18 protein-coding genes and 1 tRNA gene are annotated in these 24,414 nt (G+C 34.6%); 10 read left to right on the top strand and 9 right to left on the bottom strand.

Annotated features, from left to right (window positions below; genetic code table 11):
- Nucleotides 1-552: 552 nt before the first annotated feature.
- On the bottom strand, nucleotides 553-1,587 hold the full coding sequence (locus ABWU36_RS03610; protein WP_253307369.1) for an aspartate-semialdehyde dehydrogenase: 1,035 nt from the start codon (nucleotides 1,585-1,587) through the stop codon (nucleotides 553-555).
- Between the two features lie 140 nt (nucleotides 1,588-1,727).
- On the opposite strand from ABWU36_RS03610, the gene ABWU36_RS03605 reads away from it, so the two are divergent.
- Nucleotides 1,728-2,174, top strand: a complete 447-nt coding sequence (locus tag ABWU36_RS03605; protein WP_253307368.1) for a hypothetical protein — start codon at nucleotides 1,728-1,730, stop codon at nucleotides 2,172-2,174.
- An 8-nt stretch (nucleotides 2,175-2,182) separates the two neighbouring features.
- Here the strand turns inward: ABWU36_RS03605 and ABWU36_RS03600 are convergent, their stop codons facing one another.
- The gene (locus ABWU36_RS03600; RefSeq protein ID WP_253307367.1) at nucleotides 2,183-3,460 is read right to left on the bottom strand and encodes an APC family permease; all 1,278 of its coding nucleotides are present in this window, start codon (nucleotides 3,458-3,460) and stop codon (nucleotides 2,183-2,185) included.
- A 122-nt stretch (nucleotides 3,461-3,582) separates the two neighbouring features.
- On the opposite strand from ABWU36_RS03600, the gene ABWU36_RS03595 reads away from it, so the two are divergent.
- Nucleotides 3,583-5,001 carry a hypothetical protein gene (locus ABWU36_RS03595; protein ID WP_265017439.1) on the top strand — a complete coding sequence of 473 codons (1,419 nt, stop codon included), beginning with the start codon at nucleotides 3,583-3,585 and terminating at the stop codon, nucleotides 4,999-5,001.
- A gap of 1,136 nt (nucleotides 5,002-6,137) precedes the next feature.
- Here ABWU36_RS03595 and ubiA read toward each other — a convergent pair.
- The 5 genes from ubiA to ABWU36_RS03570 form a co-directional block, all read right to left on the bottom strand.
- Complete coding sequence (gene ubiA, locus ABWU36_RS03590) at nucleotides 6,138-6,995, bottom strand: 4-hydroxybenzoate octaprenyltransferase (RefSeq protein WP_353273007.1); 858 nt, start codon at nucleotides 6,993-6,995, stop codon at nucleotides 6,138-6,140.
- A gap of 3 nt (nucleotides 6,996-6,998) precedes the next feature.
- The gene (locus tag ABWU36_RS03585; RefSeq protein ID WP_164225054.1) at nucleotides 6,999-7,415 is read right to left on the bottom strand and encodes a ribosome-binding factor A; all 417 of its coding nucleotides are present in this window, start codon (nucleotides 7,413-7,415) and stop codon (nucleotides 6,999-7,001) included.
- Nucleotides 7,416-7,424: 9 nt separating this feature from the next.
- On the bottom strand, nucleotides 7,425-9,749 hold the full coding sequence (gene infB, locus ABWU36_RS03580; protein ID WP_353273006.1) for a translation initiation factor IF-2: 2,325 nt from the start codon (nucleotides 9,747-9,749) through the stop codon (nucleotides 7,425-7,427).
- 9 nt (nucleotides 9,750-9,758) lie between these two features.
- Nucleotides 9,759-11,321 carry a transcription termination factor NusA gene (gene nusA, locus ABWU36_RS03575; protein WP_264731488.1) on the bottom strand — a complete coding sequence of 521 codons (1,563 nt, stop codon included), beginning with the start codon at nucleotides 11,319-11,321 and terminating at the stop codon, nucleotides 9,759-9,761.
- 88 nt (nucleotides 11,322-11,409) lie between these two features.
- Entirely contained in the window at nucleotides 11,410-14,484 is a 3,075-nt protein-coding gene (locus tag ABWU36_RS03570; RefSeq protein ID WP_264687957.1) for an efflux RND transporter permease subunit, read from the bottom strand.
- A gap of 175 nt (nucleotides 14,485-14,659) precedes the next feature.
- Between ABWU36_RS03570 and ABWU36_RS03565 the strand changes: the two genes are divergently transcribed.
- The gene (locus ABWU36_RS03565; protein ID WP_253309365.1) at nucleotides 14,660-15,223 is read left to right on the top strand and encodes a hypothetical protein; all 564 of its coding nucleotides are present in this window, start codon (nucleotides 14,660-14,662) and stop codon (nucleotides 15,221-15,223) included.
- Nucleotides 15,224-15,226: 3 nt separating this feature from the next.
- Here the strand turns inward: ABWU36_RS03565 and ABWU36_RS03560 are convergent, their stop codons facing one another.
- The gene (locus ABWU36_RS03560) at nucleotides 15,227-15,964 is read right to left on the bottom strand and encodes a glutamine synthetase (protein ID WP_353273005.1); all 738 of its coding nucleotides are present in this window, start codon (nucleotides 15,962-15,964) and stop codon (nucleotides 15,227-15,229) included.
- A 326-nt stretch (nucleotides 15,965-16,290) separates the two neighbouring features.
- Here ABWU36_RS03560 and dnaA point away from each other — a divergent pair, with 326 nt between their 5' ends.
- Nucleotides 16,291-17,673 (top strand): chromosomal replication initiator protein DnaA, encoded by a 1,383-nt coding sequence (dnaA, locus tag ABWU36_RS03555; protein WP_253309363.1) that lies wholly within the window; start codon nucleotides 16,291-16,293, stop codon nucleotides 17,671-17,673.
- A gap of 27 nt (nucleotides 17,674-17,700) precedes the next feature.
- On the opposite strand, the gene ABWU36_RS03550 is transcribed toward dnaA, so the two are convergent.
- Entirely contained in the window at nucleotides 17,701-18,966 is a 1,266-nt protein-coding gene (locus ABWU36_RS03550) for a metallophosphoesterase family protein (protein ID WP_253309362.1), read from the bottom strand.
- A gap of 190 nt (nucleotides 18,967-19,156) precedes the next feature.
- Between ABWU36_RS03550 and ABWU36_RS03545 the strand changes: the two genes are divergently transcribed.
- The 6 genes from ABWU36_RS03545 (at nucleotide 19,157) to virB11 (ending at nucleotide 24,405) form a co-directional block, all read left to right on the top strand.
- Nucleotides 19,157-19,244: transfer RNA gene (locus ABWU36_RS03545), tRNA-Leu, on the top strand.
- Between the two features lie 31 nt (nucleotides 19,245-19,275).
- Complete coding sequence (locus ABWU36_RS03540) at nucleotides 19,276-20,358, top strand: GTP cyclohydrolase II (protein ID WP_253309361.1); 1,083 nt, start codon at nucleotides 19,276-19,278, stop codon at nucleotides 20,356-20,358.
- A gap of 72 nt (nucleotides 20,359-20,430) precedes the next feature.
- On the top strand, nucleotides 20,431-21,111 hold the full coding sequence (locus tag ABWU36_RS03535; RefSeq protein WP_253309360.1) for a virB8 family protein: 681 nt from the start codon (nucleotides 20,431-20,433) through the stop codon (nucleotides 21,109-21,111).
- Nucleotides 21,098-21,898: a P-type conjugative transfer protein VirB9 gene (gene virB9, locus ABWU36_RS03530; protein ID WP_253309956.1), complete on the top strand. Its 801-nt coding sequence runs from the start codon at nucleotides 21,098-21,100 to the stop codon at nucleotides 21,896-21,898. The genes ABWU36_RS03535 and virB9 overlap by 14 nt, the downstream gene beginning before the upstream one ends.
- 16 nt (nucleotides 21,899-21,914) lie before the next feature.
- The gene (locus tag ABWU36_RS03525; RefSeq protein ID WP_253309359.1) at nucleotides 21,915-23,411 is read left to right on the top strand and encodes a TrbI/VirB10 family protein; all 1,497 of its coding nucleotides are present in this window, start codon (nucleotides 21,915-21,917) and stop codon (nucleotides 23,409-23,411) included.
- Between the two features lies 1 nt (nucleotide 23,412).
- A complete protein-coding gene (gene virB11 / locus ABWU36_RS03520) occupies nucleotides 23,413-24,405 on the top strand; it encodes a P-type DNA transfer ATPase VirB11 (protein ID WP_253309358.1) in 993 nt (330 codons plus the stop codon).
- Nucleotides 24,406-24,414: the final 9 nt, after the last annotated feature.

The raw sequence follows: 24,414 nt of genomic DNA, 5'->3' as shown, positions 1-24,414 counted from the left end.
GTGAACCTAAGTTACTTTAGCTATAAACATTAAGAAATTTACCAAACGAAAAAAAAGGCAAAAGAAGCCCTAGTCATTGTCTATTTTCAGTATTGGCGTTTTTTAAGTCTTAAACACTGCAATTTAGCTGCTTTTAAATGCAACTCACCTACACCGCAAGTGTTTAAGAAATTTACCAAGCAGGAAAAAAGGCAAAGAAAACCCAGAGTAGCTAGTATTCAAATTCTCCCTTGTCAATTTGACGTTTTTTGCTGTCTTAAACGCTTTGTAAGCGCGTTTTGGCTTATATAGGTAAAAACCTAAAAATTTTTAAAGACATGCGATGCACGTAGTGCGAAAAATTAAACATGAGACGCCAAATACCCTAAGTTTTTTGTCATTAACCTGCACAGATTGCGAAGATAAATAAATAGCTTCACTATCATGATAAGGGGGCTGGCGAAGGGTGTCAAGTAAGTTTTCGTAGCTCTCATGGTTTAAAAAGCTGGATTCCAGCGTCACGCGCTGCCATGTGGTATACAAATTTCCTTCGAATTACAACGTACGTGCACTCTATATGCACTTGATTGACAAATGCTCTCTTATCAAAATCTCAAGAATCTGCACTATATTTAGTGCTGCACCTTTGCGCAGGTTATCAGCCACTATCCACATATTTAATCCGTGCTCAACAGTATTGTCTCGTCTAATACGCGATACATATACAGCATTCTCCTGTACAACATCAATTTGAGTTATGTATTCACTGTCTTCACGCCTGTTGTATACTAAAACTCCACTATCTTCGGCTTCACTTAGCACTTCACGAGCTTGTTCTTCAGTGATATGTTGACCAAATTCCACATTTACTGCCATAGCGTGGCCGATAAAGACGGGTACCCTTACACAAGTTGCAGTAACTTTTATATCTTCCTCTAAAATTTTTTTTGTCTCCTCTTGCATTTTCCATTCCTCTTCTGTAGAACCATTCTCCATGAATTTCCCTACATGGGGAATGCAATTAAACGCTATTTGCTTGGGGAATATCTCGGGCTTTTTAGTCTCATTCATGAAGATTTTTTTTGTCTGGTCATAGAGCTCATCCATTGCTGCTTTGCCTGCGCCAGAAGTTGATTGATAAGTTGAAGCAACGATTCTCTTTATTTTTGCTTTCTGGTGTAATAGATGTAGTACTAGCAGCATCTGTATTGTAGTACAGTTTGGGTTGGATATTATGTTGTGGTTTTTATATTCCATAATTTTTTCTTTATTAATCTCCGGAATAATGAGTGGCACACCCTCTTTCATTCTAAAATGGGAAGTGTTATCTATTACGATGCACCCAGCCTCAATTGCAGTCGGTACGTGTTTCTCAGAAACATGAGATCCGGCACAGAAAATGGCTATATTAACTCCAACGAAGTCATAATTCTCAAGGCACAAGACAGTTAATTCTTCATTACCGAAACTCACCTTCTTCCCTTCTGATTTTTTCGACGCAAGTGCAATAACAGAATCTATTGCCTCATCTTGAAACTCAGCAAGCGTGCTTAATACCTCACGCCCTACTCTTCCGGTTGCTCCAATAACAGCAATTTTGTATCCCATATAGATGAACCTCTAACTTTAAAGTTCTATTATATTTTTACTGACAAAATTTACAATTGTTTTAATATTTTTACCTTGCAATTAATTGTAATTTAGCTATTATTATGCAATATTAGTAATATTACATAATAAAGTGAAAGATGAATAAAGAATACAATGAAACTAAGGTTAAACCTGCAATGTCTACACCTCAAGAGCCTGAAAGAACCAATGGATTAAAGGCTCAAAATGTTCTTTCGAAAAAAAGAAAGCCTGCAATAAATTTTGATGATAAAAAGTATGGTGTAAAAAACCTTAAAATAGACCAACAGTTCCTAAATAAAAGACAAGAATCTTCAAAGCTAAGAGATTTCTTAAGATCAATACCAATAATAGGGAGATTTTTAGCAAGGATTTTCACACCTGAAAAAATAGAAATCATCAGTAACCCTATATATGACAACATGGAAGCATATGAAAAATCGCAAGCAGGTCACTCCAGTAAGATAAAAGATGAGACTAGTGTAGATGATGAACACGCAAAAGAAGTAGATAGTAAACTTGAGAAGGGTAATGTTGAACAAGTGGACAATAAGAAAAGTCGTTAAACTCTATTTTATTGTGCAGGAGCTCTGCAGTACCAAAATAAATAAATGGGTATGCCACTTGCGGTGAATAAGCTTGCGATCAGCAAGGTATTCACAGAAGTTTCAAATATTACCCAGCAGCAAAAGGTTGTTGCTATACTGCCAATTAAAAATTTGTAATAGTTTTTCTCCTTTATAATAACCTTGAGAAAAGCAAGACTGCATGCAAGGTAAACAAATAAAAATGAAACTACAGAAAAGTCGATAATTGATGTGATCTGTTTAGCAAAATTGTTGCTTGAAGTGAGAATTAGTAGAACTGAAGTGCCAACGGAGCTGATTGTTATGCCCCAGAAAGGAGAACCGTGCTTGTTTCTTTTAGCAAAGAACTGTGGCATCAGTTTATCTTCTGCAAGGCCAAGGGCCACTTGTCCACTAGCTAGTACCCAAGCATTTAAACTGCCAACACAAACAATAAAAGCAACAATAGAAATGATCAAATGCCAATTACCAGGAAACATAATTTTTATTGCGTCAACATACGGCGCTTTTGAATTAACTAGATCATTGCCGTTTATCAATCCCATGATTGCAAGGCTATTAATGAAATATATAACTGCAACAGAGATTGTGCCAAGTACTATGGCTCTTGGTATAGTCTTTGCTGGATCATTGACTGATCCTGCAGGTGCTGTTGCTGATTCAAGTCCAATAAAACACCATAGAGTGAGTAGTGTAGAGCGAGCAAGGACTTGAGACATCGTGAGGGTTGATATTTCCTCACTTATGATAAAATTATTCCTATCAAAGAAAAACAACGCTGTTACTGGTATAGCAAGCAGTGCGGTAATTTTGACAGTCATCAATAAAAGCTCAACACATCCAGCAGCAGTGACACCTCTTAAATTTATTAGTGTAATGATCGTAAATAATAGTATTTCTAAAAATAAGCGTATATTTTGAATATCTCCATGAAAAAGCGAAGTAAGATAGCCAATACTTGCAACGATTACTGCTGTCGTGCTAACCCATGAAATTACCCAATATGTCCAACCAACAAAGAAAGCTGCAGCAGGGCCAAAAGCATGCTTTACATAAACGTGAGGACCACCCGTTTCTGGAAATTTTGCACAGAGTAAGGCAAAAACCAAAGCAAGAGATATAGCACCAAGCCCTGATATCACCCAGCTTACAAGGCTGTACATGCCATATGGAGCAAGGCTAATTGGAAGCATAAAAATTCCAGAGCCAATTTGGCTACTAATCACTAAGGCAAAAATAGCCCAAAAACCTATTTTATTTGACACAATAATTTTTATCTAAATAGACTAACGATATAACTGAAGCTCAGAAATTTCAATCGATCTTTATAAAAACTTGCATTTTTTAAATTTATGCATATAATGAAATAGATTATTAGGAGAAGGCTATGAATCCGAGGTTAAAAACATTTTTGGTTGTTTGTGGGTATGTTTTATTAATTGGTGCTGCTATTGGAACATTATTTTATCATGATTCTCTGCTTAAGATCTTTATTAATGCGCTTTATGCATTCCTTCTTGCCAAAACTTCAAGTGAGGTATTAGCTGCTTTTGGAACACTTGCAATTTCTCTTGCTGCCTGTGTTGCATGCTATGGCATACATAAGCTCTGTTCTATCTTTACAGAAAAAATTACAAGCAACTATCAGTCTTTCAAAAATAAAAACAGTGATGATAGTATTTTTTCTGAAGTATATAACGACCCAACAATAGGGTTGAAAGATAAGATTCTATTTTTCTCTATATATTTAATATATTACATTCAATTACCATTTTTGTACTGTGCATCGAAAATATCTGCCCTTAATGGGTGGCTGCTACTGAGTACTAGAAGAGAAATACCAAGTAATCACATATTTCTTGTGCTTATAAATGCTGTATTATTAATTCCAGTAGCACTTCTTGAATTGATAAAGTATCCATTAGTGAGGCTTTTCTCACCTTTGGGTTTGAATGTAAAGCAGCTAAGCTTTTTGTTTAATGTAAGTGATGTGGGCACTGGCAGTCAAAGTGTTCACACGAGTAGTTTTGAACATAGTATTTTCCAATGCGCTCAAGAGTTAAAACAGAAATTTGGAGCTCAACCAAATGTACTCAATAAAGAGTTTGAAGACTACATAAATAATTCAGATGAGCTTACAACTGAGCAAAAAGAGCAATTAAAACTTTATCTTAACTTTAATGGTTCCAATGGAGCAGCTTATAGAGAATCAAAAACTAGCCTTACTCTCACGCAAGCTGCAAATTTAGTTTTGACTGCAGCTAAGGATCAAAAGTCAGATATAGATTTTCTAAAGTGCATGTTACTGATACGTTTCAAAGAGGGAAATGGTAAGTGCAATCTAGGAATGTTCAATCGTATTATTTATTCACTCAGTTGTCTTGAAGCTAAAAATAACTTTACAGTTGAGGTAAACGCTCAAGTGTATGAGAGAATGCCAAGCATTACAGAAAAATTCCTGAGAAGCTGTAACAATAAAAAAATTACAGTTTTAAAGGACAATTTTGATAATTTTTATTCTGATGGTGATATGGATCCTCAAATAAAAAGCAACATCAGTAAACTGATAGAAGAAGCAAAACAATCTGTCTTTAATGAATTATATGTGGATTATTACAATAGGTATGGGCAAGATGTTGGAAGAGGCCCTATAAAGCATAAATTAAAAGAGTTAATTACAAGCGATGATGTAAAAGAAGCAATAAGCGCTGTTATAGATGGTATAGAAATTCCTCCAGTACCACCTACTTATCTTGAAAGAGTAAAAGCATTTTTTGGAGGTCATGCAAGGTCTTCTGCTGCTTAGTAGTGCTATAGCAGAAAACTTTTTTATTTTAACTAAAAAAATTACTTCTGCATATTCAAAGCCTTATTATAATGACAATTAGAGATATTTAGAGAGCTCAAAATCTATCTCCGTCTGCAGACTTTTCATCTAAATTTCAGTTAAAAATGTGGCGTATCTTCTTCAGCGTGTATACATATACTTAATCTCTGCCCAATGTACGTTGCATTTTTTCTGAATCTTGTTCATATGGGGGATTCTATGTCTAAAATTCCAGACACTTGACTTTAGCTAAAAACCATCTGGCGCCTATGGTTTTTTATAGTTTTGTCTTCCCTTTTCTGAATGGTTTGCAAGCTGCTGTAGCTAACCAAGAAAGGTTTCCCTACGTCATACCGCCGCGGTATCTCTTAACCGCTAACAAGCAGTGGGATGACGAAGTTATCGTCATCCCACCGCGAACCTTCACATCGCCGCAGACCGTCATACCGCCGCGGTATCTCTAGATCCCGCTAACAAGCAGCGGGATGACGAAGTTATCGTCATGCCACCGCGAACCGTCATATCGCCGCAGACCGTCATACCGCGATTCATTCGCGGTATCTCTTAGCATAGATCCCGCTAACACGTAGCGGGATGACGATTCTTCAAATCGTCAAGGTGTCATCCGAGTAGCTTGACTACTTGGATCCAGAAAACTTAACTTTAAATAAGTGGCTGCATAATAAAGACTAGATTCCAGCGTCACACGCTGGAATGACACCATTTTCGGTCTCTTAAATTGCTTTAGCTACAAACATTAAGAAATCTACCAAACGAAAAAAAGGCAAAAGAAGCCCCGTGGTGCGAGTTTTGACTCTATATTACTGTAAGTGGCGCTGTAATAATGTGCTAACGCTTAAAATAAGCGCGATTTGGCTGAATGTAGAAAAAATTTAAAAGACATGCAGCCGCTATAATTTTATGTAATCCGCCAAAAAATACCCTAAGTTTTTTACTGAATTTTGTTATTGAGCCTGCAGGTCAAAAACAAGTTTTGAGTCATGAATACCCTTGTTATCATAATAAGGGGGCTGGCGGAATTTGTCAAGGAAGTTTTTTCGTTTCTGCGAGCTACCTGAGTTTATTGACTTCATTAGAGCCAAAACTCTTGAGACCTAGGTGATAATTCTATCTAAAAGGATGCCAAAAAAGAGAAGCAACCCTACGTAGGAATTATTTTTAAATATGGACATGCATTGACTGGGATCGTCAGGATTGAAATTTTTGTATTGGCGGTGAAATATGAACCCTACAGCAAGTAGAGCAATATAAAAGATGTTATTTAATGATGATAAGATACCAGCATATAGCCACGTCATAAGAGATATTAAATAAAATCTTTTCAACCAAGATTTTGTTGTATCACCAAAATATAATGCGGTAGATTTCATTCCGAGTTTTTCATCATCTTTTTTATCTTGATGAGCGTATATGGTGTCATAGCTAAGTGTCCAAAAGACGCATCCTATATAAAACAGCAAGGATTCTATACTGATCTGGTTTATTATTGCTGCTGAGCCCATGAGCGATCCCATATTGAAGGTAAACCCTAAGAACAATTGTGGCCACCAAACATACCGCTTTAATAAAGGGTAAGTAGCTATCATACACATTGAGATTATTCCAAGTATGAGTGTGGTTTTATTAGTTAACAATAAAATTACCAAGGCGATAGATAGTAGCAGTGAGAGTAAAACCAAAGCCTGCTTTATGTTTAATGCACCACTTGCAAGTGGCCTATATTTTGTTCGTTCAACGTGCGCATCTATTTCCCTATCGAAAATGTCATTGATTATGCACCCTGCAGGTCTCATTAAAAATGTACCTATAGTAAATAAAACAAGGAGAAAAAGAGCCTGATACGATAGAGAAGTTGAGGCTAAAAGAATACCGCTCAAACTGGGAAATAGCACAAGCCACAAACCTGTTAAACTGTGCAGTCTCATTAATGAAAAGTAACGGTTGAAATACATTAATTAAGTGTGATTATGTAATATTTTGCTTACATTAACAAAATTATCGAACGCTAAATCAGGCTTGAAAACTAACTCAGGTATAAATCGCAAATCAACATAACACAATATAGATTTACGTATTGACCATGCAGATTGGTTCATTTCATTAACAACAGTGTTAATATCACAATTATCCTCAGAAGGATCTCCAGTGCGTGATGCTGAAATCCATGTACTTTTTTCTGAATCTGAGTAGTCAGCTACTTGGATATTCAATGAAGATAACACAATATATACATCTGCTTTTTTCAAATCTTTACTTAATTTTACGTCAGATACCGCTACATTTTTATTGAACACCTTACCTTCCATTAGGACTCTTGATATTGCTCTATGCAATACCGATGCTATTTTTAGGTTTCTAATTTCCTTTTTCATATCCATCTACTATAACACCCTTTCTTCTTGCACTAATTGATAAGCTTCCAAAATATCTCCAACTTTAATATCGATATTACCCTCTAGTGATACTCCGCATTCAAAGTTTACACCTACTTCTTTAACATCATCTTTAAATCTACGTAGTGCTTTTAACTTTCCTTCATGCACCAATTTGCCACCACGCACTACCTTAATTAAAGAATCTTTTCTTATGACTCCATCACTTACGTAACATCCAATGATATTACCAGCTTTAGATACGTTAAATATTTGCCTCACAGATGCAGAACCAACACGAACCTCTCGTGTAACAGGCTTTAACATTTTAGTTAAATACATTCTCATGTCGTCAATGAGCTCGTATATTATGTTATAAATATGTATTTCTACACCTTTTTGTTTTGCCAAGTCCCTTATTTTTGAGTCCACTTTTACATTAAAAGCTAAAATTACTGCACTTGATGCTTCTGCAAGCAGCACATCTGAATCTGTTATCCCTCCTACTGCTTTGTGTAGGATATTTAATTTCACTTGGTCTTTACCGAGTTTATCAATTGAACTTGATATCGCTTCAATAGAACCAGTTACATCGCACTTTAAAACTACAGATAGTTCTTCTGTTTCACTGTTATTACGACTGAATATATCTAAATTATTGTCGTCTAAATCTTCTTTCTTTTTCTTGATCAACTCTAGCCTGTATTCAACAATTTCACGCGCCTGCTTTTCAGAATTTACAACAACAAATTTATCTCCAGCATTTGGCACACCATTTAGACCAGTAATTTCAATTGGAGCGGAGGGTAGTGCTGCTTTTTCTCTTTGACCAAGGTGATTAACCATACTACGTACTTTGCTGTATGTTGTACCAACTACCAATATATCACCAACCTTTAACGTTCCTTCCTCAACTATCAATGTAGCTGATATTCCTTTCGCTTTATCTATTTTGGATTCTATTACCCATCCAAGTGCTCGACAATCTTCTATTGCTTCTAGCTTCATTAATTCAGCGATTAACAAAATCGCCTCTTCTAGTTTATCTAAATTAGTTTTCTTTTTTGCTGATACTGGCACAATCATAATATCACCACCAAGCTCTTCAGAGATGAGATCATATTGAGGCAAACTATTAATTATTTTTTCTACATCACCAGGTTCAGATTTATCAATTTTATTAATAGCAACTATAATAGAAACATTTGCTGCTTTTGCATGATTTATTGCTTCAACTGTTTGTTTCATGATTCCATCGTCAGCTGCAACTACTATTACAACTATATTAGTAATATTGGCACCACGTGCACGCATCGCAGTGAACGCTTCATGTCCTGGTGTATCAATAAAAGTAATTTTTTGCTTATCTTTTGTCGTTATTTGATAAGCACCTATGTGTTGAGTTATGCCACCTGACTCTCTTTCTGCAACATTAGATTCACGAAATGCATCGAGCAATGAGGTTTTACCATGATCAACGTGTCCCATAAAAGTGACGACTGGTGGTTTAGGTTCTTTAGACAAGCTTTCCCTGTCTTCTATGAAAAATAAATCCTTTTCTCTGTTGGTATCGCTCACTCGTTTAGCCGTATGATTGAATTTTTCCACTATTTCATATGCTATATCTGGATCCACCAGATCATCTACTCTATAACTCTCACCGACTTCTTCTTTGAACATTTTTAGCACACTCTTGCTATCTTCTGCCATACGAACAGATAACTCCCTGATAGTTATTTTGTCTGGTATAATAACTTCTCTTGATATATTTTTACCCTTAGTAAACTTTGACTTTCTACTTCTTATACCAAATCTTTGCTTAAATACAGGGGGTTGTTCAGTTTTTTCATCTATTGCCTGTGTAATTACCAGTTTAGAATGCTTAGAATATATATCTTTGTTGACTTTAGAAGACTTTTTATCGTCGCTCTCATAGTCAATATTATCTTCTCTTAGTTCAACTAAGTGAGTATTACTTAAAACTTTCTTATTTATTTCTTTAGATAAAGTGTCCGCTTCATTTTTCTCGTCAATCTCTTTATTGCTGTCTTCTTTTGCTGTTTTCTCTTTTTCTTCTCTCTGATTTCTTTCTTTCAGCAAAGCAGCATTCTGCACAGCATTAATGCGGAAAATTTGTTCTTTCTCTGTTAAAGAACCTAATTTACTCTCGTCAAATAAATTATGTTCTTCTGCATCATGAGATTTTTTTCTTCTTTTTTTTACTATTGTAGCTCCAGTACTTGGGCTAGCTGAAGAGTTTAAATTGAGGTCTAATTTAAGCTTGCTTAAGCCTTGGAGCGTTAATTTTTTATTACTGATATCTTCATTATTCATATTATTTTATTATATTAACCCAAGCTTTTTACGTGCTTCTATGATTATTGAGTCTACTGTATCTTTTAGATTTTCTTTACTATCAGCTGAGGAAGAGAGTATGCTGCAAAACTCATAACTTGATAAATCTGCTATGTCCTCTAAAGTCTTAATATCATGTTTACTAAGAGCAATTTTATTGTCTATTGATAAAGTTAAATTGATTACATCATCTTCCATACCTAGACTTTTTAGCTCTTCTATTTTTCTATCATTTTCTGCTTTCAGGTGCTTGTTTGCTCTGTTATGAAGTTCGTTTGCAATATCCTCATTAAAGCCCTCTATTGAAGAAAGCTCTTTAATTGAAGCGTTGGATATATCTTCTACGCTTGAAAAACCTTCTGTTACCAATAGCTGACCCATAATCTCTTCTAAGTTTAAAGCTTCAGCAAATAAAGCTGAACATTGACTAAGTTCTTTACTTCGCCTTTCTGATTCTTGCTGAGTGCTTAATATCTCAATTTTCCATCCAACAAGCTCTGAAGCTAATCTTACATTCTGGCCCTTTTTTCCTATAGCTAAACTCAATTGATCTTCAGCAACTATTAACTCTATGCAATTTTCATTTTCATCAATAATAACCTTCGATACTTCTGCAGGAGTAATGGCTTTAATAACAAATTGACCCAAATCTGAGGAGTAATTTATAACGTCAATTTTTTCACCATTTAATTCGTGTATAATAGTTTTTATTCTATCTCCCTTAACTCCAACACAAGCACCTACTGGATCAATGTTCTTGTCAGGAGAGAAAACAGCAACCTTAGACCTTGAGCCGGCGTCTCTAGCTATACCTTTAATTGTTACTAACCCGTCAGCAATTTCTGGTATTTCTTGATTTAATAATGCCTCTAAAAAGCCTTCATGAGTCCTAGAAAGAATAATTTGACGTCCATCATCAGAGCGCTTAACGGTCTGTATGTAAGTTTTAACCTTATCGCCTTCACGAAATGATTCACCACCGGTCAAATTTCGCAATGGAAGATATGCCCTAGTGCCATTTATGTCTATAATAAGATCTGAATATTCTACTTGTTTAACAATACCATACCTTATTTCTCCCACCTTATCTTTAAATTCCTCATATTGCTTTTTTGACTCTTCATCTTTAATTATTTGAGCAATCTTTTGCTGGGCAATCCTTGCTGAAGCAAGATCAGTGTTAAGAGAGAGCAATTCACTAACAGTATCTCCAACTTTTGCATCTCCTTTTATTAATTTAGCTTGTGTCAGCGTAATTGATTCATACTCAGTGTTCTCTTCTTCATTTGATTCGTCATCAATAACTTTTAGTTTTCTGTATGAAGTAACTTTGCCTGTATTTCTATCTATATTAACTACAATTTTACTTTTGCTACCATACTTTTGATAAGCCACTGCTTCTATAGCACTTTCTAGTGCCTTTATTACAACATTAAAATCTAAACCTTTTTGAAGTGAAAGTTCTCCTGCTGTTTTTATTACATCAAGGCTTCCAACTATGTTATTCTTGTTACTTTTCTGCTTAACACTGCTTTTACGATTAGCAATCATAATAAATAAATCCAATGTAATTAGTTATAATTATAGCTTCAACGGGCAAAGAACGCTATCTTAAATATTAAATGATTGCTAATTTAAGTCAAGTTTTTTCATGTCTTTGTATGACAAGCAACGCCGGAGTAAAGAATAAAGTTAAGACCGTTGCAGCCAATATTCCACTTGCTATGGTTGTTGAAATGTCAACCCACCACTGGCTTGATGGAGCATCATATGTGATTTGTAGCGTAAAAAAATTGATATTTAACCTGGTAATCATCGGTATTAAACCAAGAACTGTGGTTGCAACGGTAAGCAATATTGGCCTAACGCGAGAAATTGCAGCGTTTATTACACATCGCTTGATGTCATTTTTGTGTACCTTAATTTGGTGATGAAAGGCATCAAGCAATAGTATGTTATTATTTACTATAATTCCTGCCAAAGCAATTATCCCCACTCCACACATAACAACTACGAAAACTTGTTGGATAAGAAAGAAAACAAAAAACACACATGTTGTGGATAAAAACACTGCTGTCATTACGATAAATGTATGGTATACATTATTAAACTGTGTCACTAATACCAATATCATTAGTGTAATTGCTAATATAAAAGCCTTTAACAAAAATGTTCCTGATTTTTGTTGATCTTCTTTGTCGCCTTTAAAATCAATTTTTACTCCCTTGTCCCAATCCTGGGCAATAGAATTCTGAATGAACTTTACTCTTTCATTAACAAGATAGCCTGTATCCACATCAGCGGAAATTGTCACTGTACGTAATCCATCAATCCTATTTAGTTTGTTTACCTTTTTTTCGGGAGCATATTTTACTATGTTGCTCATAGGATGCGGGCCATTAACTGTATTGATAAAAAGATTATCTATAGTCTTCATGTTGCGGTCCCTTCTGGGGAAACGGAGTACAATATCGATTTCTTCATCCGTGTTATTTGGTCTATATTTTCCAATCAACACTCCATTTGTAACCATCTTTATAAAATCGCCAATGGTTGCAACACTTACTCCAGAACTTGTAGCCTTACTCTTATTAACACTCATATTCCACTCTATTTCAGGTGCTGATCTGCTATCTTGAATATTTATAAACCCGGATGAAGGTTGGTCCATAATTTTTAGAATTTTCTCTGCTGCTAAATTCAGATTGGATGCACTTCCGCTGAGGTTAATTTGTATTGGCTTGTCAGCCGACGGTCCTGACTTTTCCTCTTGAACATTAATTATTATTCCTTTCATGTCTTGCACACTGCTCCTTATATCGTTTAATATGTGCTTAGCTTTGCGCCTGAAGCGCCAATCCATAAGTTCTAGTTGAATTCTGGCGATAACGTTGTCTGAAAATGCTCCTGATCTAGCATAAGAAACATGAATTTCTTTTTCAACGCTCAAAATGCGTTCTTCCACTTCTTTGAGTATCAGATCTCGTTCTTTGGCTGATAAGCTTTCTTTTGCTTTAACACTGATTAAAATATTATCTGAATCCACTTTCGGAAAAAACTTCACTCCAGGACCAAAGGTAAAGTACAGCACACTAAATGAAAACAGGACGAATACAGTAGCACATATGAATTTTTTAGGATGATCTAAAACCTTCTCTAGCATGCGTATGTAAGCTCTTATTATAGACCCAGCATTTTTTATCTCACCACTTTCTATAGCACTCATTTTTTTTATTTCTTTTTTTGAAGTTATTGAAGGCTTACCAAATATTGCACCAAGTGTTGGTATAAAAACCAAAGCCATAATGAGCGATCCAGTCAAAGTTAGAATTATTGTAATTGGTATGTACTGCATGAATTTACCAACAGTATCAGGCCAGAATAATAGAGGAAAAAACACTGCTAATTTAGTTAACGTCGATGATAGAACCGGATAAAACATATCACGAACTGAAGTGTGAAAGGCTTCTACTTTGTCCATTCCGCAGATCATCTTTCTATCGGCATATTCGCTGATCACAATTGCATCATCAACCAGCATGCCAACAGCCATGATTAAACTGAAGAGCACAACGATATTTAAGGTTATGCCCATAAAGTAAAGAGCTATTATCCCAATGAGAAAGGAACCGGGTATCGAGAGTGCCACAAGAATAGCAATCCTTGTTCCCATAGAAAGCATCATTATGATCAATATTAACAACACAGCGAATATTATGCCGTTTTCCAAGTCATCAAGCACATCGCGGACGTTTTTTGACTGGTCATTTAAGTACACCACTTTTAAATTTTCAGGTAATTGATCTTTTGCCTTATCCATTAAGTATTTTACTTGATTTACTGTGTCTATTATGTTTTTTCCGTTACGTTTTGAAATTTCTAGCACGACACTAGGTAATCCATTAATGCGAGCAAACCCTTGGTGATCCTCAAACCTAGGGTATACTTTTGCTATATCTTTGATTCTCAAAACTGCATCGCCTTGAGATCTAATAGGAATATTCATAATATCTTCTATATCTTTTAATAACCCTGATATTTTAATCGAATATTTACCGGTATCATTTTCCAGTGACCCAGCTCCCACTAGTCTATTATTGCTTGATATAGCTTGGAATATTTCGTTTGATTGAATGTTATATTTTGTTAGAACTGTGGGCTCAATTATAACTTCCACTGTTTCTTTACGCATACCTGCCACTTCAACTTTGAGAACATTTGGCAGAGATTCTATTTCTTTCTTTAGCTTGCGTGCTATTTCAGTTAAGGCTCTTTCTGGCAAATTACCAATTAAGCCGACATTGAGTATCGGAAATAAGCTCAAGTTTATTTCATTGATTATCGGAGATTCCGCTTCAACAGGTAACTTCGATTTTATGTTTGAAAGCTTTGAACGGACATTATCGAGCACTTCTTTATTATCATACTCTGTTCCAAATTCGAGTATCATGTGAGCACCATCATTAGTTGCAAAAGCTCTCAATTCTCTTACACCTTCGATGGATCTTAGTTCATTTTCTATAGGCAGCACTAATAGCTTTTCACTATCTTGAGCAGAAATCCCAGGAAGTCCAACAAACACGCTGATTATAGGAATCTGTATATCAGGGTTACTTTCCCTTGGCATTTTTACATAAACGTATGAACCGAAGATAAAAATTACTATAAGTAATAATACCACCGCCCTGTTTCGCTCTATGAGTAAGCTCTGCATGTTGAATGTTAACTAAATATGTGTGTTTGTACAATATTATAGTCGAGATACGTTGCATATTAATTAATCCTTGTATAGCTTTAAAACTTTACGCAAATAATTAAAATTTTCGCAAAATTGCAAGTATAAGAAAATTTCTGTATAATAATTCTAGAACAGTATTTGAGAGGTTATTATGGTGGCAATTTTAAATGTAACAAAAGGCAAGAGAAAAGTTATTGTGTCTGGATTAGCTGGAGCTTTATCAGCTTTAATATTTTTAACAGCAATCCACATTGCCGCAAAGATAGCCATTATCGTTTCTGCTGCTGCAGTTACTTACTTATTACTTTTGCTGATTCATAAAATAAGAACTAAAGCTGAAATTACTCGTGTTTCAGAAGATGAAGGTGAAGAAAAAGATACGGAAATATCCGTAAAAGAACCAAAAAGAACTGAAACTGAGCTAGCAGAAGAATTAAAAAATAAAAGAGCACAAGAAGAAATGAAAAATGGACTACCTGAACATATGGATTTCAAAGGTAATTCACTTTCTAAAAGCACTAACGCTGATGATACAAGTCGGACTAAATACGCAACGAACTATATGGACTTAATGCGATCCCCTCCTATGCATATGAATGGATATGACAAAAAAATCAAAGAACTTACCAATGCTCCGAGGACTTTTTTCAGTGATAACTTAATGAGAATGCCAGAGCGGCTAACTATGGAAGATATTGTTAACCAACGTGGTTAGAGTTTATATCAAACTCTTCATCTTATATTGAGAATCAGATGCAATGCCGTAGACCCTATTTGGCGGAGCAATTTTGTTCTCTATACCAAAAACTATACCTTCAATTATTGCTGTGAGTACTTTTTCAAGGTTACAGTCTGCTCCAGGAACACGGTGCTCTAGGCGGCATCTTTTGGAATCGTTGCCAAAATAGGGAATTCTTATCGCAGCAGTTCTGTTATTTACTCCCCAACTAATCGTAGTTGGAGTGTGAATATCCGGGTACTGAAATCTTAAATATGAATCATCATTTGGAGCAAAAAACAACATATGTTTTTTCATCATTGCACATAATCCGCCAATACTATGAATCAAATAATCACTATACTTTTGCTCATTGATATAAAATAAGTTATCGTTATTTGAATTCACGAGATTAACATGCACATTTAATGTACTGCCTGCTCTATCCAAATAAGGCTTTGCTTTAAAAGAAACGTTCCCACCAAGTTTTTGTACTACTTCAGTAAGTAATTGTTTTGCTAACTCAAAATGCTTAATTAAATTGTCGGAGTTCGTATAACAACCACTTTTTATCTCATATTGATGTGTAGAATTCTCCTTCTCGCAGGAAAATTCAAGAAATGCTATTTTATTTTTGATGCTATTCAGAAATAAATATTCTTTTTCTATTCCTTCAATGTAAAACTCTAGTTCAATACCGAATACAGCATGACAACTCAAATTACTTAATATAATCATAAATTTGCTTCAGTAAATCTATATTAGGTTAGCTATATTTATATGAATACTTTACTTATTTGCCAGTAAATTTAACATCTTATTTATACATAATGTATTACTATTTTTAATAGCATGCTTCTAATCCTCGATACAAGCGACATTTACAAATTTTTCATTTTTTTGAAATAAAAATGATCAATTTTAGTGTTTTTATACCCTTTACAACTCATCAAAAAATCACCATAATTTTTAGTATGTATTAAGTAGTATTAGCTTTTCATTTTGCAGTAAGCTATTGATTATCTTATATTTTTCTAATTGTTGCTTTTTTCTTGGTATGGTATATGAACTTAACTAGCCCTAAGGTTTCTACTATGTTTTTTGATCAGATTATTACAGTAACGGATCACAATGTTACTTGGGAAAAAATCCAAAATTGTCTTTATAATCTTTATGGAGAAGCAACATATAACAGCTGGCTGAGTTCGCTAAAATTTGTCAGTAGCAGAAATGGGGAAGTTCTTTTATCCGTGTCAACAAGGTTTATAAAAGAGTGGATTACAGTTCATTACATGAAAAAAATATTATCATTATGGCAAAGCGAAGATAAAAGCATACGTTCTATTGATATTCAAGTAATTGAGGAAAGGAATTCAAATTTTAATGTTATACTAAAAAACAGAGAGGAAAGTAATCATAATCTTGGTTCGCCGCTGGATCCAAGGTTCACCTTTGATAATTTTGTAGTGGGAAAGCCAAATGAATTAGCATTTACGGCGGCAAAGCGTGTGGCAGAATCTATAGATCCAATATTAGGCAGCAATCCTTTGTTTCTATATGGTGGAGTGGGACTTGGTAAAACACATCTAATGCATGCTATAGCCTGGCACATAGTCAATTCCCCATCAGAAAAAAGAAAAGTAGTATATTTATCAGCAGAGAAATTCATGTACCAATATATTACAGCGCTGCGAAGCAAAGATATTATGTTATTTAAAGAGCAATTTAGATCAGTAGATGTATTGATGGTAGATGATGTGCAATTTATCAGTGGTAAAGATAGTACACAAGAAGAATTTTTTCACACTTTCAATGCATTGATAGACCAAAATAAGCAATTGGTTATATCAGCTGATAGGTCTCCTAGTGATCTTGATGGAGTGGAAGAAAGAATAAGATCACGACTCGGTTGGGGGTTGGTGGCAGATATTAATGAAACAACTTTTGAATTAAGGCTTGGTATATTGCAGGCAAAAGTGGAGCAGATGAATATGTATGTTCCGAAAGATGTCCTAGAGTTTTTAGCAAGGAACATAAAATCTAATATAAGAGAATTAGAAGGAGCATTAAATAAGGTTACCCATACCTCATTAATTGGAAGAAGTATGACGGTAGAATCAGCTAGTGAAACCCTAATCGATCTTCTTAGGTCAAATCATAGGTCAATCACAATAGAAGAAATACAAAAGAAAGTAGCTGAATTTTTCAATATAAAGGTTGCAGATATGCAATCCAATAGAAGACTTCGCAGTCTTGCAAGGCCAAGACAAATAGCTATGTATTTTGCCAAAAAATTTACGCAAAAAAGCCTACCAGATATTGGGAGAAACTTTGGTGGCAGAGACCATGCTACCGTTATACATGCAGTAAAACAAGTAGAAAATTTTATAAAGACCGACTCAAAATTTGCTGATGAAATCAATCGATTAAAAAAAATGTTTAAGTAGCGTTGTTAAAATAGCTAATAACAAGTCCTAAAATGAATCGACTATAGTTTTAATCCGTTTAAGTTTAAAATCTTCTGTTAGCTTCGCAGAATACATTTCCTTATTGTGTTGATTATAGAAGGTAAATTTGTGATCATCTAAGTTTAGTATTGCAAAGCCAAAACCGAAAAAGTTTCTAACCTCGTGTGCTAAGTAGTTTCTACCATTTGAATAGTCAAATTCTACATTTTGATAAACAGGCTCTTGATCTTGAGCGTGTAATAATGCACCACCGTTTCCAACTATAATCTGGTCTGGAACATTATCCATTAATAAAATCTGGGCTATATGAATGTGGCCAGAAACTATGGTAGTGACATTGCTTGGAAATTTATCTCCAAAAGCTTCAATTTGTGTAAGATTACCATGGCTTTTTAATGTCAAAAATTCTTTTTTTGGAGATCTCCAAAGCGGTTTATGAGTTAAAAACCACGTGGGCTTATCTTGTATCAATTTATCAAATTGCCTTTCAAAAGCATCAATTGTGCTTTGGGTTGTAAAAATATCCTCACCGGATGAAGAGTCGAAGATAAAAAATTTCATCGGTCCAGCATCTAAGGACCAACTAGAAACGAAGTTTCCACATTTTTCAGACGAAAAGGGGTATGAATCTAGATACCTGAACCATCCTTCATAAGCTCTATTACAACTCTCATGGTTTCCACGAACAAAAAGGAAAGGGGATTGTAATGAAATATCCTTTGCAGGCTCAAACCAATCAGCGTACCAAGCTTTTTTATTATATCCATAAATATCGCCACACTTTTTTGTATTTCTACATTTTGTTTGTCTATAATGATAATCACCAACATGGATAATTAAATCTGGTTTATGAAGGGCGATTGAATCTAAATTTTTTTTTAAAGGCCAGCTATCTACCGAATTACATTCCTGCTGAAATAACATATTTATTCTACAACCCGTGTCACCAATAAAAGCAATTTTATTAACCTTTTCTGGTAATATAGGAACTCGTAGATCCTCAATACTAATGTTTTTGGCACTTGTTTGTACTGTCAGTTCACAAACTGTTTCGTTATGATCACCATTGTTAATTGAGCTGCGATTCAGCATTTCTATTTCCTCGCCATCGACATAAACAATGGGACACATGTCATTGTCTGTAATTGCACGTATGCTTAATTTATTTTCTGGGATAACTTGAGACCATGTGTATAATATCTGTGCATGGACGAAATGAAAGCTAGTTATAAGAGAGAGAGCTAAAAAAATAAAGATATTAGCTACATTCATTTGTATAAAAACCTAAGTTAAAAATTAGTAGTAAGGTTGTCTTAAATGATTAAAATTTATAATCACAAAATTCATAATCAAATTATACAAGTAATTTCTAAATTATTCTAGTATCAGATTGACACTCTAGATGAAAAATTCTAAAATGATTAAATAATTTAAAATAATTATATAAAAACTAGAATATAGTGCGGCCGTGGTGGAATTGGTAGACACGCAGCGTTGAGGTCGCTGTGGCTCATAAGGCCTTGGAAGTTCAAGTCTTCTCGGCCGCACCAGTTTTTTCATAGCTGCTTAATATGGGTAAAAATGTTTATAGGAAATCAGAGTAGCAATAAGGTAGAAAGAGCTATCAGCGAAATCAGGCGCGGCCGGCCAATTGTAATATATGATAAAAGTAATTACCTATTGTTCGCTGCTGCTGAGGCTTTAGAAAGAGATTTATTTAATCAATACAAGCTTATATCAAGTAATGTATATGTTACTTTAACTTCAAGTAAGGTAAAATACATATCTCAGAATAAAGAACATAACAGCAAACGTCTGTTGGTGAATAATTTTGATGAACTGCTCCATTTAATAAACTGTTCAAAGGAAGATTGCATAAGAGAGTTGCAATGCTCAAAGACAATAGATGAATGTGCTATTGCCTTGCTTAAGTTCTCAGAATTATTGCCATACGCGTTAGTGGCTGATATGACTTTTGAGAATAACCATGAAATGCGAAATTGGTGCGAGAAAAATGACGTTATTGCACTGGACACGTCATTCATAAATAATTTTCAAGAAAATCAGGATGTATATGAAGTGTGCAAAACATCATTATTTTTAAAACAGACTCAAGAAGTAAATATCATATCTTATAGAACAGAAAGTGGTGGAAGAGAACATCATGCAATTATCATTGGCAATCCAGATAAAGATGGCGAACCATTAGTAAGAATTCATTCTTCGTGCTATACGGGTGACTTGTTAGATAGCTTATCATGCGATTGCAGAAGTCAGTTACATCAAGCAATTCAAATGATAGCTGACTCTGGAAGTGGTATTATATTGTATTTGATGCAAGATGGAAGAGGCATTGGTTTAACTAATAAGTTAAGAGCTTACAGTGTGCAAAGAGGACATAATCTTGATACTGTTGATGCAAACAGAATATTAGGTTTTGAAGATGATGAAAGGAGTTTTGCTGTTGCAGCTAAAATGCTTAATAAATTGAACATTAACAAAATCCAATTACTTACAAACAATGATAGGAAATTGTCAGAATTGGAAAGTAGTGGTATAGGAGTTACAAAGTGTCTACCACTTATTGTGGAACGTAATAAATATAACGATTCATATATGGAGACAAAGTTTGGTAAGCTAGGCCATAGATTAAGAGTTTTTTAGCTTTTTTGTTGTAACTACTTTGTTAATTTGCTATGTTTATTAACATAAGTTAAGATTTTTAGGAATACTAAAATGCTAAGATTTTTTAAGCGAGAAAAAAATACTGAATCCTTAGATAAGGATATAGATTGGAATTCAAACCGCTACAGCACAGTTATTGCTCAAAGGAATATTCTACTTTTATTTGCATTAATATTATTAGCAACGATCTCTATCAGCATATTAGTCATATTTAAAATTAGCACAAGTAGCACTATTGAGCCATTTGTTATAGAAATTGACAAGAAATCAGGAATAGTGCAATTGGTTGATCCTGTCACAGTAAAACAATATTCTGCAAATGAAGCGCTAAACGTTTATTTTATTTCAGAGTATATAAAAGCAAGGGAGGTTTTTGATCCATATCATTATAATTATAACTATTATACAAAGGTGAGGTTGTTTTCCTCACCTAATGTGTATAATGAATTTAGAAATTATGTAGGATCACAGAATATGGATGATCTTTTTAATTTGTACTCAGATACCAAAAGTGAATTTAAAATTCGCTCAATTCAAAAATTGGGTAACGATGCTCTTCAGGTGAGGTTTTTTGTGGAATTTATACGGAAAGATGGAAGTTCCACAAGAAAAAATAAGATAGTTATTATGTCATATAGATATGCATCGCTTGAAATGGATGATCAGCAAAGATATATTAACCCATTAGGATTTCAAGTTATTTCATATAGAGTAGATGATGAATATGTATAGGATATTATTAGTTTTAGCTTTACTTGTAAGTGGCAATTTAAACGCATCCATTAATTATAATGAGCCTATTTCTGTAGATAGTAGAATAAAGACTTTTGTGTATAGCCCTAATGAAGTATTTACGGTGGTTTTTAGTCAGGGTTACTATTCTTATATTGAATTTGCGGAAGGAGAAAAAGTTAAAAATATCGCTGTTGGTGATGCATCAAGTTGGAAAATTAATCCTTATGACAATAAATTGCTTATCATGCCATTTGAAGTTAGTAGTCGCACTAACATGATTATTACAACAACTAAAAAAAGAAATTACATTTTTGATTTAATCTCAAGGCCAAACTACGATAAATACCCAGATACTGATGCTAAGAAAGTGGGTCACGATTATTCTGCTGAAAAGGATATATCTTACGTAGTACGTTTTTATTATCCTCAAGAAGAAGGTGAATTTGATCTTGATTTAGATGAGGTTTCTTTACCTACTCAAATGCAATATACTACAGACAAGCCAGAAAAAATAATACAAGAAAATGATACGAAGTACAATTATACATATATTGATGAAGGTGGTAATGCGGATATAGTTCCGATTGAGCTATTTGATGATGGTTATTTAACCTATTTAAAATTTAGAAATAATAATAAAATACCTCAGATTTTTGTAGAAGAGGAGGATAAACCTTGTAAAAGGCTGTTATTTGATGATTATGTTATAATAAAAGGAGTACATAAAAAGCTATTTATGCGTTATGAAGATGGTGAAGTTGAAATTATAAATAGGTCACTTTAGCTGTGGTATATGCAATATGAATAAAGAAAGGCGTAACAATTCAGAAGATGAATCAGAAATAGAGAACAAGGTAGTAACAGTTGGCTCTAATCAAGGTCATAGGGCATTGATGGTCATTATTTTAGTGCTTCTGGTTGGTGGAGTGTATTATCTCTATTTTAGTCCTTCTCATAAAGAGGGTTCAGAAGTTATTAAAAAAGAGGAAACAAAGCAAAATGTTCAAGAATTGAAGGGAAAGTTGGAACAAGTTCCAGATAATGTAATGGTTCCTGAAAGAATAATAACTGATCCCTTACCACCCTTACCTCCTCTTCCTACACCACCAATCATACCAGAAATAAAACAAATTAGAAAAGAAGAAGAGAAACCAAAAGAAACTCCTGTGTCAAATATACCTATTTTGCCAAAGCAAAATTTTCCTTCTAGTAATGTTATGGGCAATTTACCTACCTCGTTTCCTACAATAGGGGGTAGCGGTTATCCTAGAGACAGACGTAGTGCACAAATGTTAACAATTTCAAGTGATGGTGGAGAGAATAAGGCTGCTGATGCTATTTTATCTGACACTTCAGCACAATCGAGCAAAGCTACCAGAGTAGGAAAGCTTGGTTTAATGGTTACTCAAGGTAAAATTATTGATGCTGTTCTTGAAACTGCAATAAACTCTGATCTGCAAGGAATGCTGCGTGCTATGGTGAGTAGAGATGTTTATGCAGAAACTGGTGATACAGTTTTAATACCTAAAGGCTCAAGATTGATAGGCAGTTATTCATTTGACTCAAATGTCGCAAGAGCTCGTGTAAATATAAACTGGAGTAGGGTCATTCTTCCTCATGGAATAGATATTGCTATTTCATCACTTGGTACGGATGAACTTGGCAGAGCAGGAATAGCTGGAATAGTTGATAATAAAATAGTAAGTGCATTATTCTCTTCAGTGGCACTTGCTGGTGTTTCAATTGGTTCGGCTGTTATAGGGCAAAAGGCCTCTAATCTTATTGATACGCTAACTGCTATGGATGCGGTGAGATCCATCACTGCAACTGAAATAGATATCTCTTCTCTCAAAGGGGCTATTGTTGAGAGATTGGAGGATGCTATAAAAACTGAAGTTGGGAGGGTAGGAGACGAAAAATGGAAATTGGGTCTTAGGGCTATTGAAAAAATTCGGAATGCTAAAAGTGATCAGGATTTACTGAGAATAATAAAGGAAGAAATAGTAAGTGTGATAAAAAGTTCTGGAGCTAGTGGAGTTGATGCAATTACTAGTGACAATATCGGTATAACTTTAGACGATGTACGTCAACTGTTGAGGCAAACTCAGAAAAGAAGCAAGTCTGTTTATGATAAAGCAATCGGGAAATCAATCGAGGATTTTTCTAAAGATATGCGGGATATAGTAGGCAGATACACAGATAAAAAACCAACTATTTATGTTGATCAAGGCACCGCGTTGAAAGTATTTGTTAACCAAGATATAGTATTTCCTCCACAGGCAATATTAAATCAATGAAATGAATTATGCTGCACTTGATACATATTTGGAGCCATTACAAGGCATATTTCAAGAAGAAGGCGTAAATGAAATATCAATAAATAAGCCAAAGGAAGTATGGATTGAAAATCGCGGTGAAATAAGGTGTGAAAAATTAGAAGTATTCGATCTTAACCATTTGAAATCTCTTGGCAGACTGATTGCTCAAGCTACAGAACAAAAACTTAGCGAAGAAGCACCTTTACTTTCGGCAACATTACCAAATGGTTATCGTATACAGATAGTATTTCCACCAGCATGTGAACCTGATAAAGTAGTCATGTCGATTCGTAAGCCTTCTAGCATGCAATTAGCACTCGATGATTACGAAAAAATGGGGGCTTTTTCTGAAACTGTTACAGAAGCAACTGATAATCCAGTTGACCGTCATTTGGATTTACTGTTAAGGCAAAAAAAAATAAAAGAGTTTTTAGAATACGCTGTAATAAGTAAGAAAAATATTATAATTAGCGGTGGAACTTCCACTGGTAAGACTACTTTTACTAATGCTACTTTGCGTGCTATTCCAACTGAGGAAAGAATTATTACTGTTGAGGATGCAAGGGAAATCGTTTTGAACGATCATCCAAATAGAGTGCATCTGATTGCCTCCAAAGGAGGGCAGGGCAGAGCAAAAGTAACCACTCAAGATTTGATAGAGGCGTGCTTACGTTTAAGGCCAGACAGAATAATAGTTGGTGAGCTCCGTGGAGCGGAAGCTTTTAGTTTTCTTAGGGCGATAAATACTGGTCACCCTGGATCAATATCAACCCTTCATGCGGATAGTCCAACAATGGCCCTTGAGCAAATAAAATTGATGGTTATGCAGGCAAATCTTGGCATTCCTCCAGACCAAATTATACCATACATTAGAAATGTGATTGATATTGTTATTCAGCTAAAAAGAACCGGTGGGGGCAAAAGAAGCATTTCTGAGATATTATTTACTAGATCTGCAAGCGAAAATGCTTAAATTTATACA

The organism is Wolbachia endosymbiont (group A) of Portevinia maculata, from assembly GCF_964028525.1.
Taxonomy (GTDB): Bacteria; Pseudomonadota; Alphaproteobacteria; order Rickettsiales; family Anaplasmataceae; genus Wolbachia.
The sequence above is the reverse complement of the archived record's forward strand: the minus strand, read 5'-3'. Positions and strand labels throughout refer to the sequence as shown.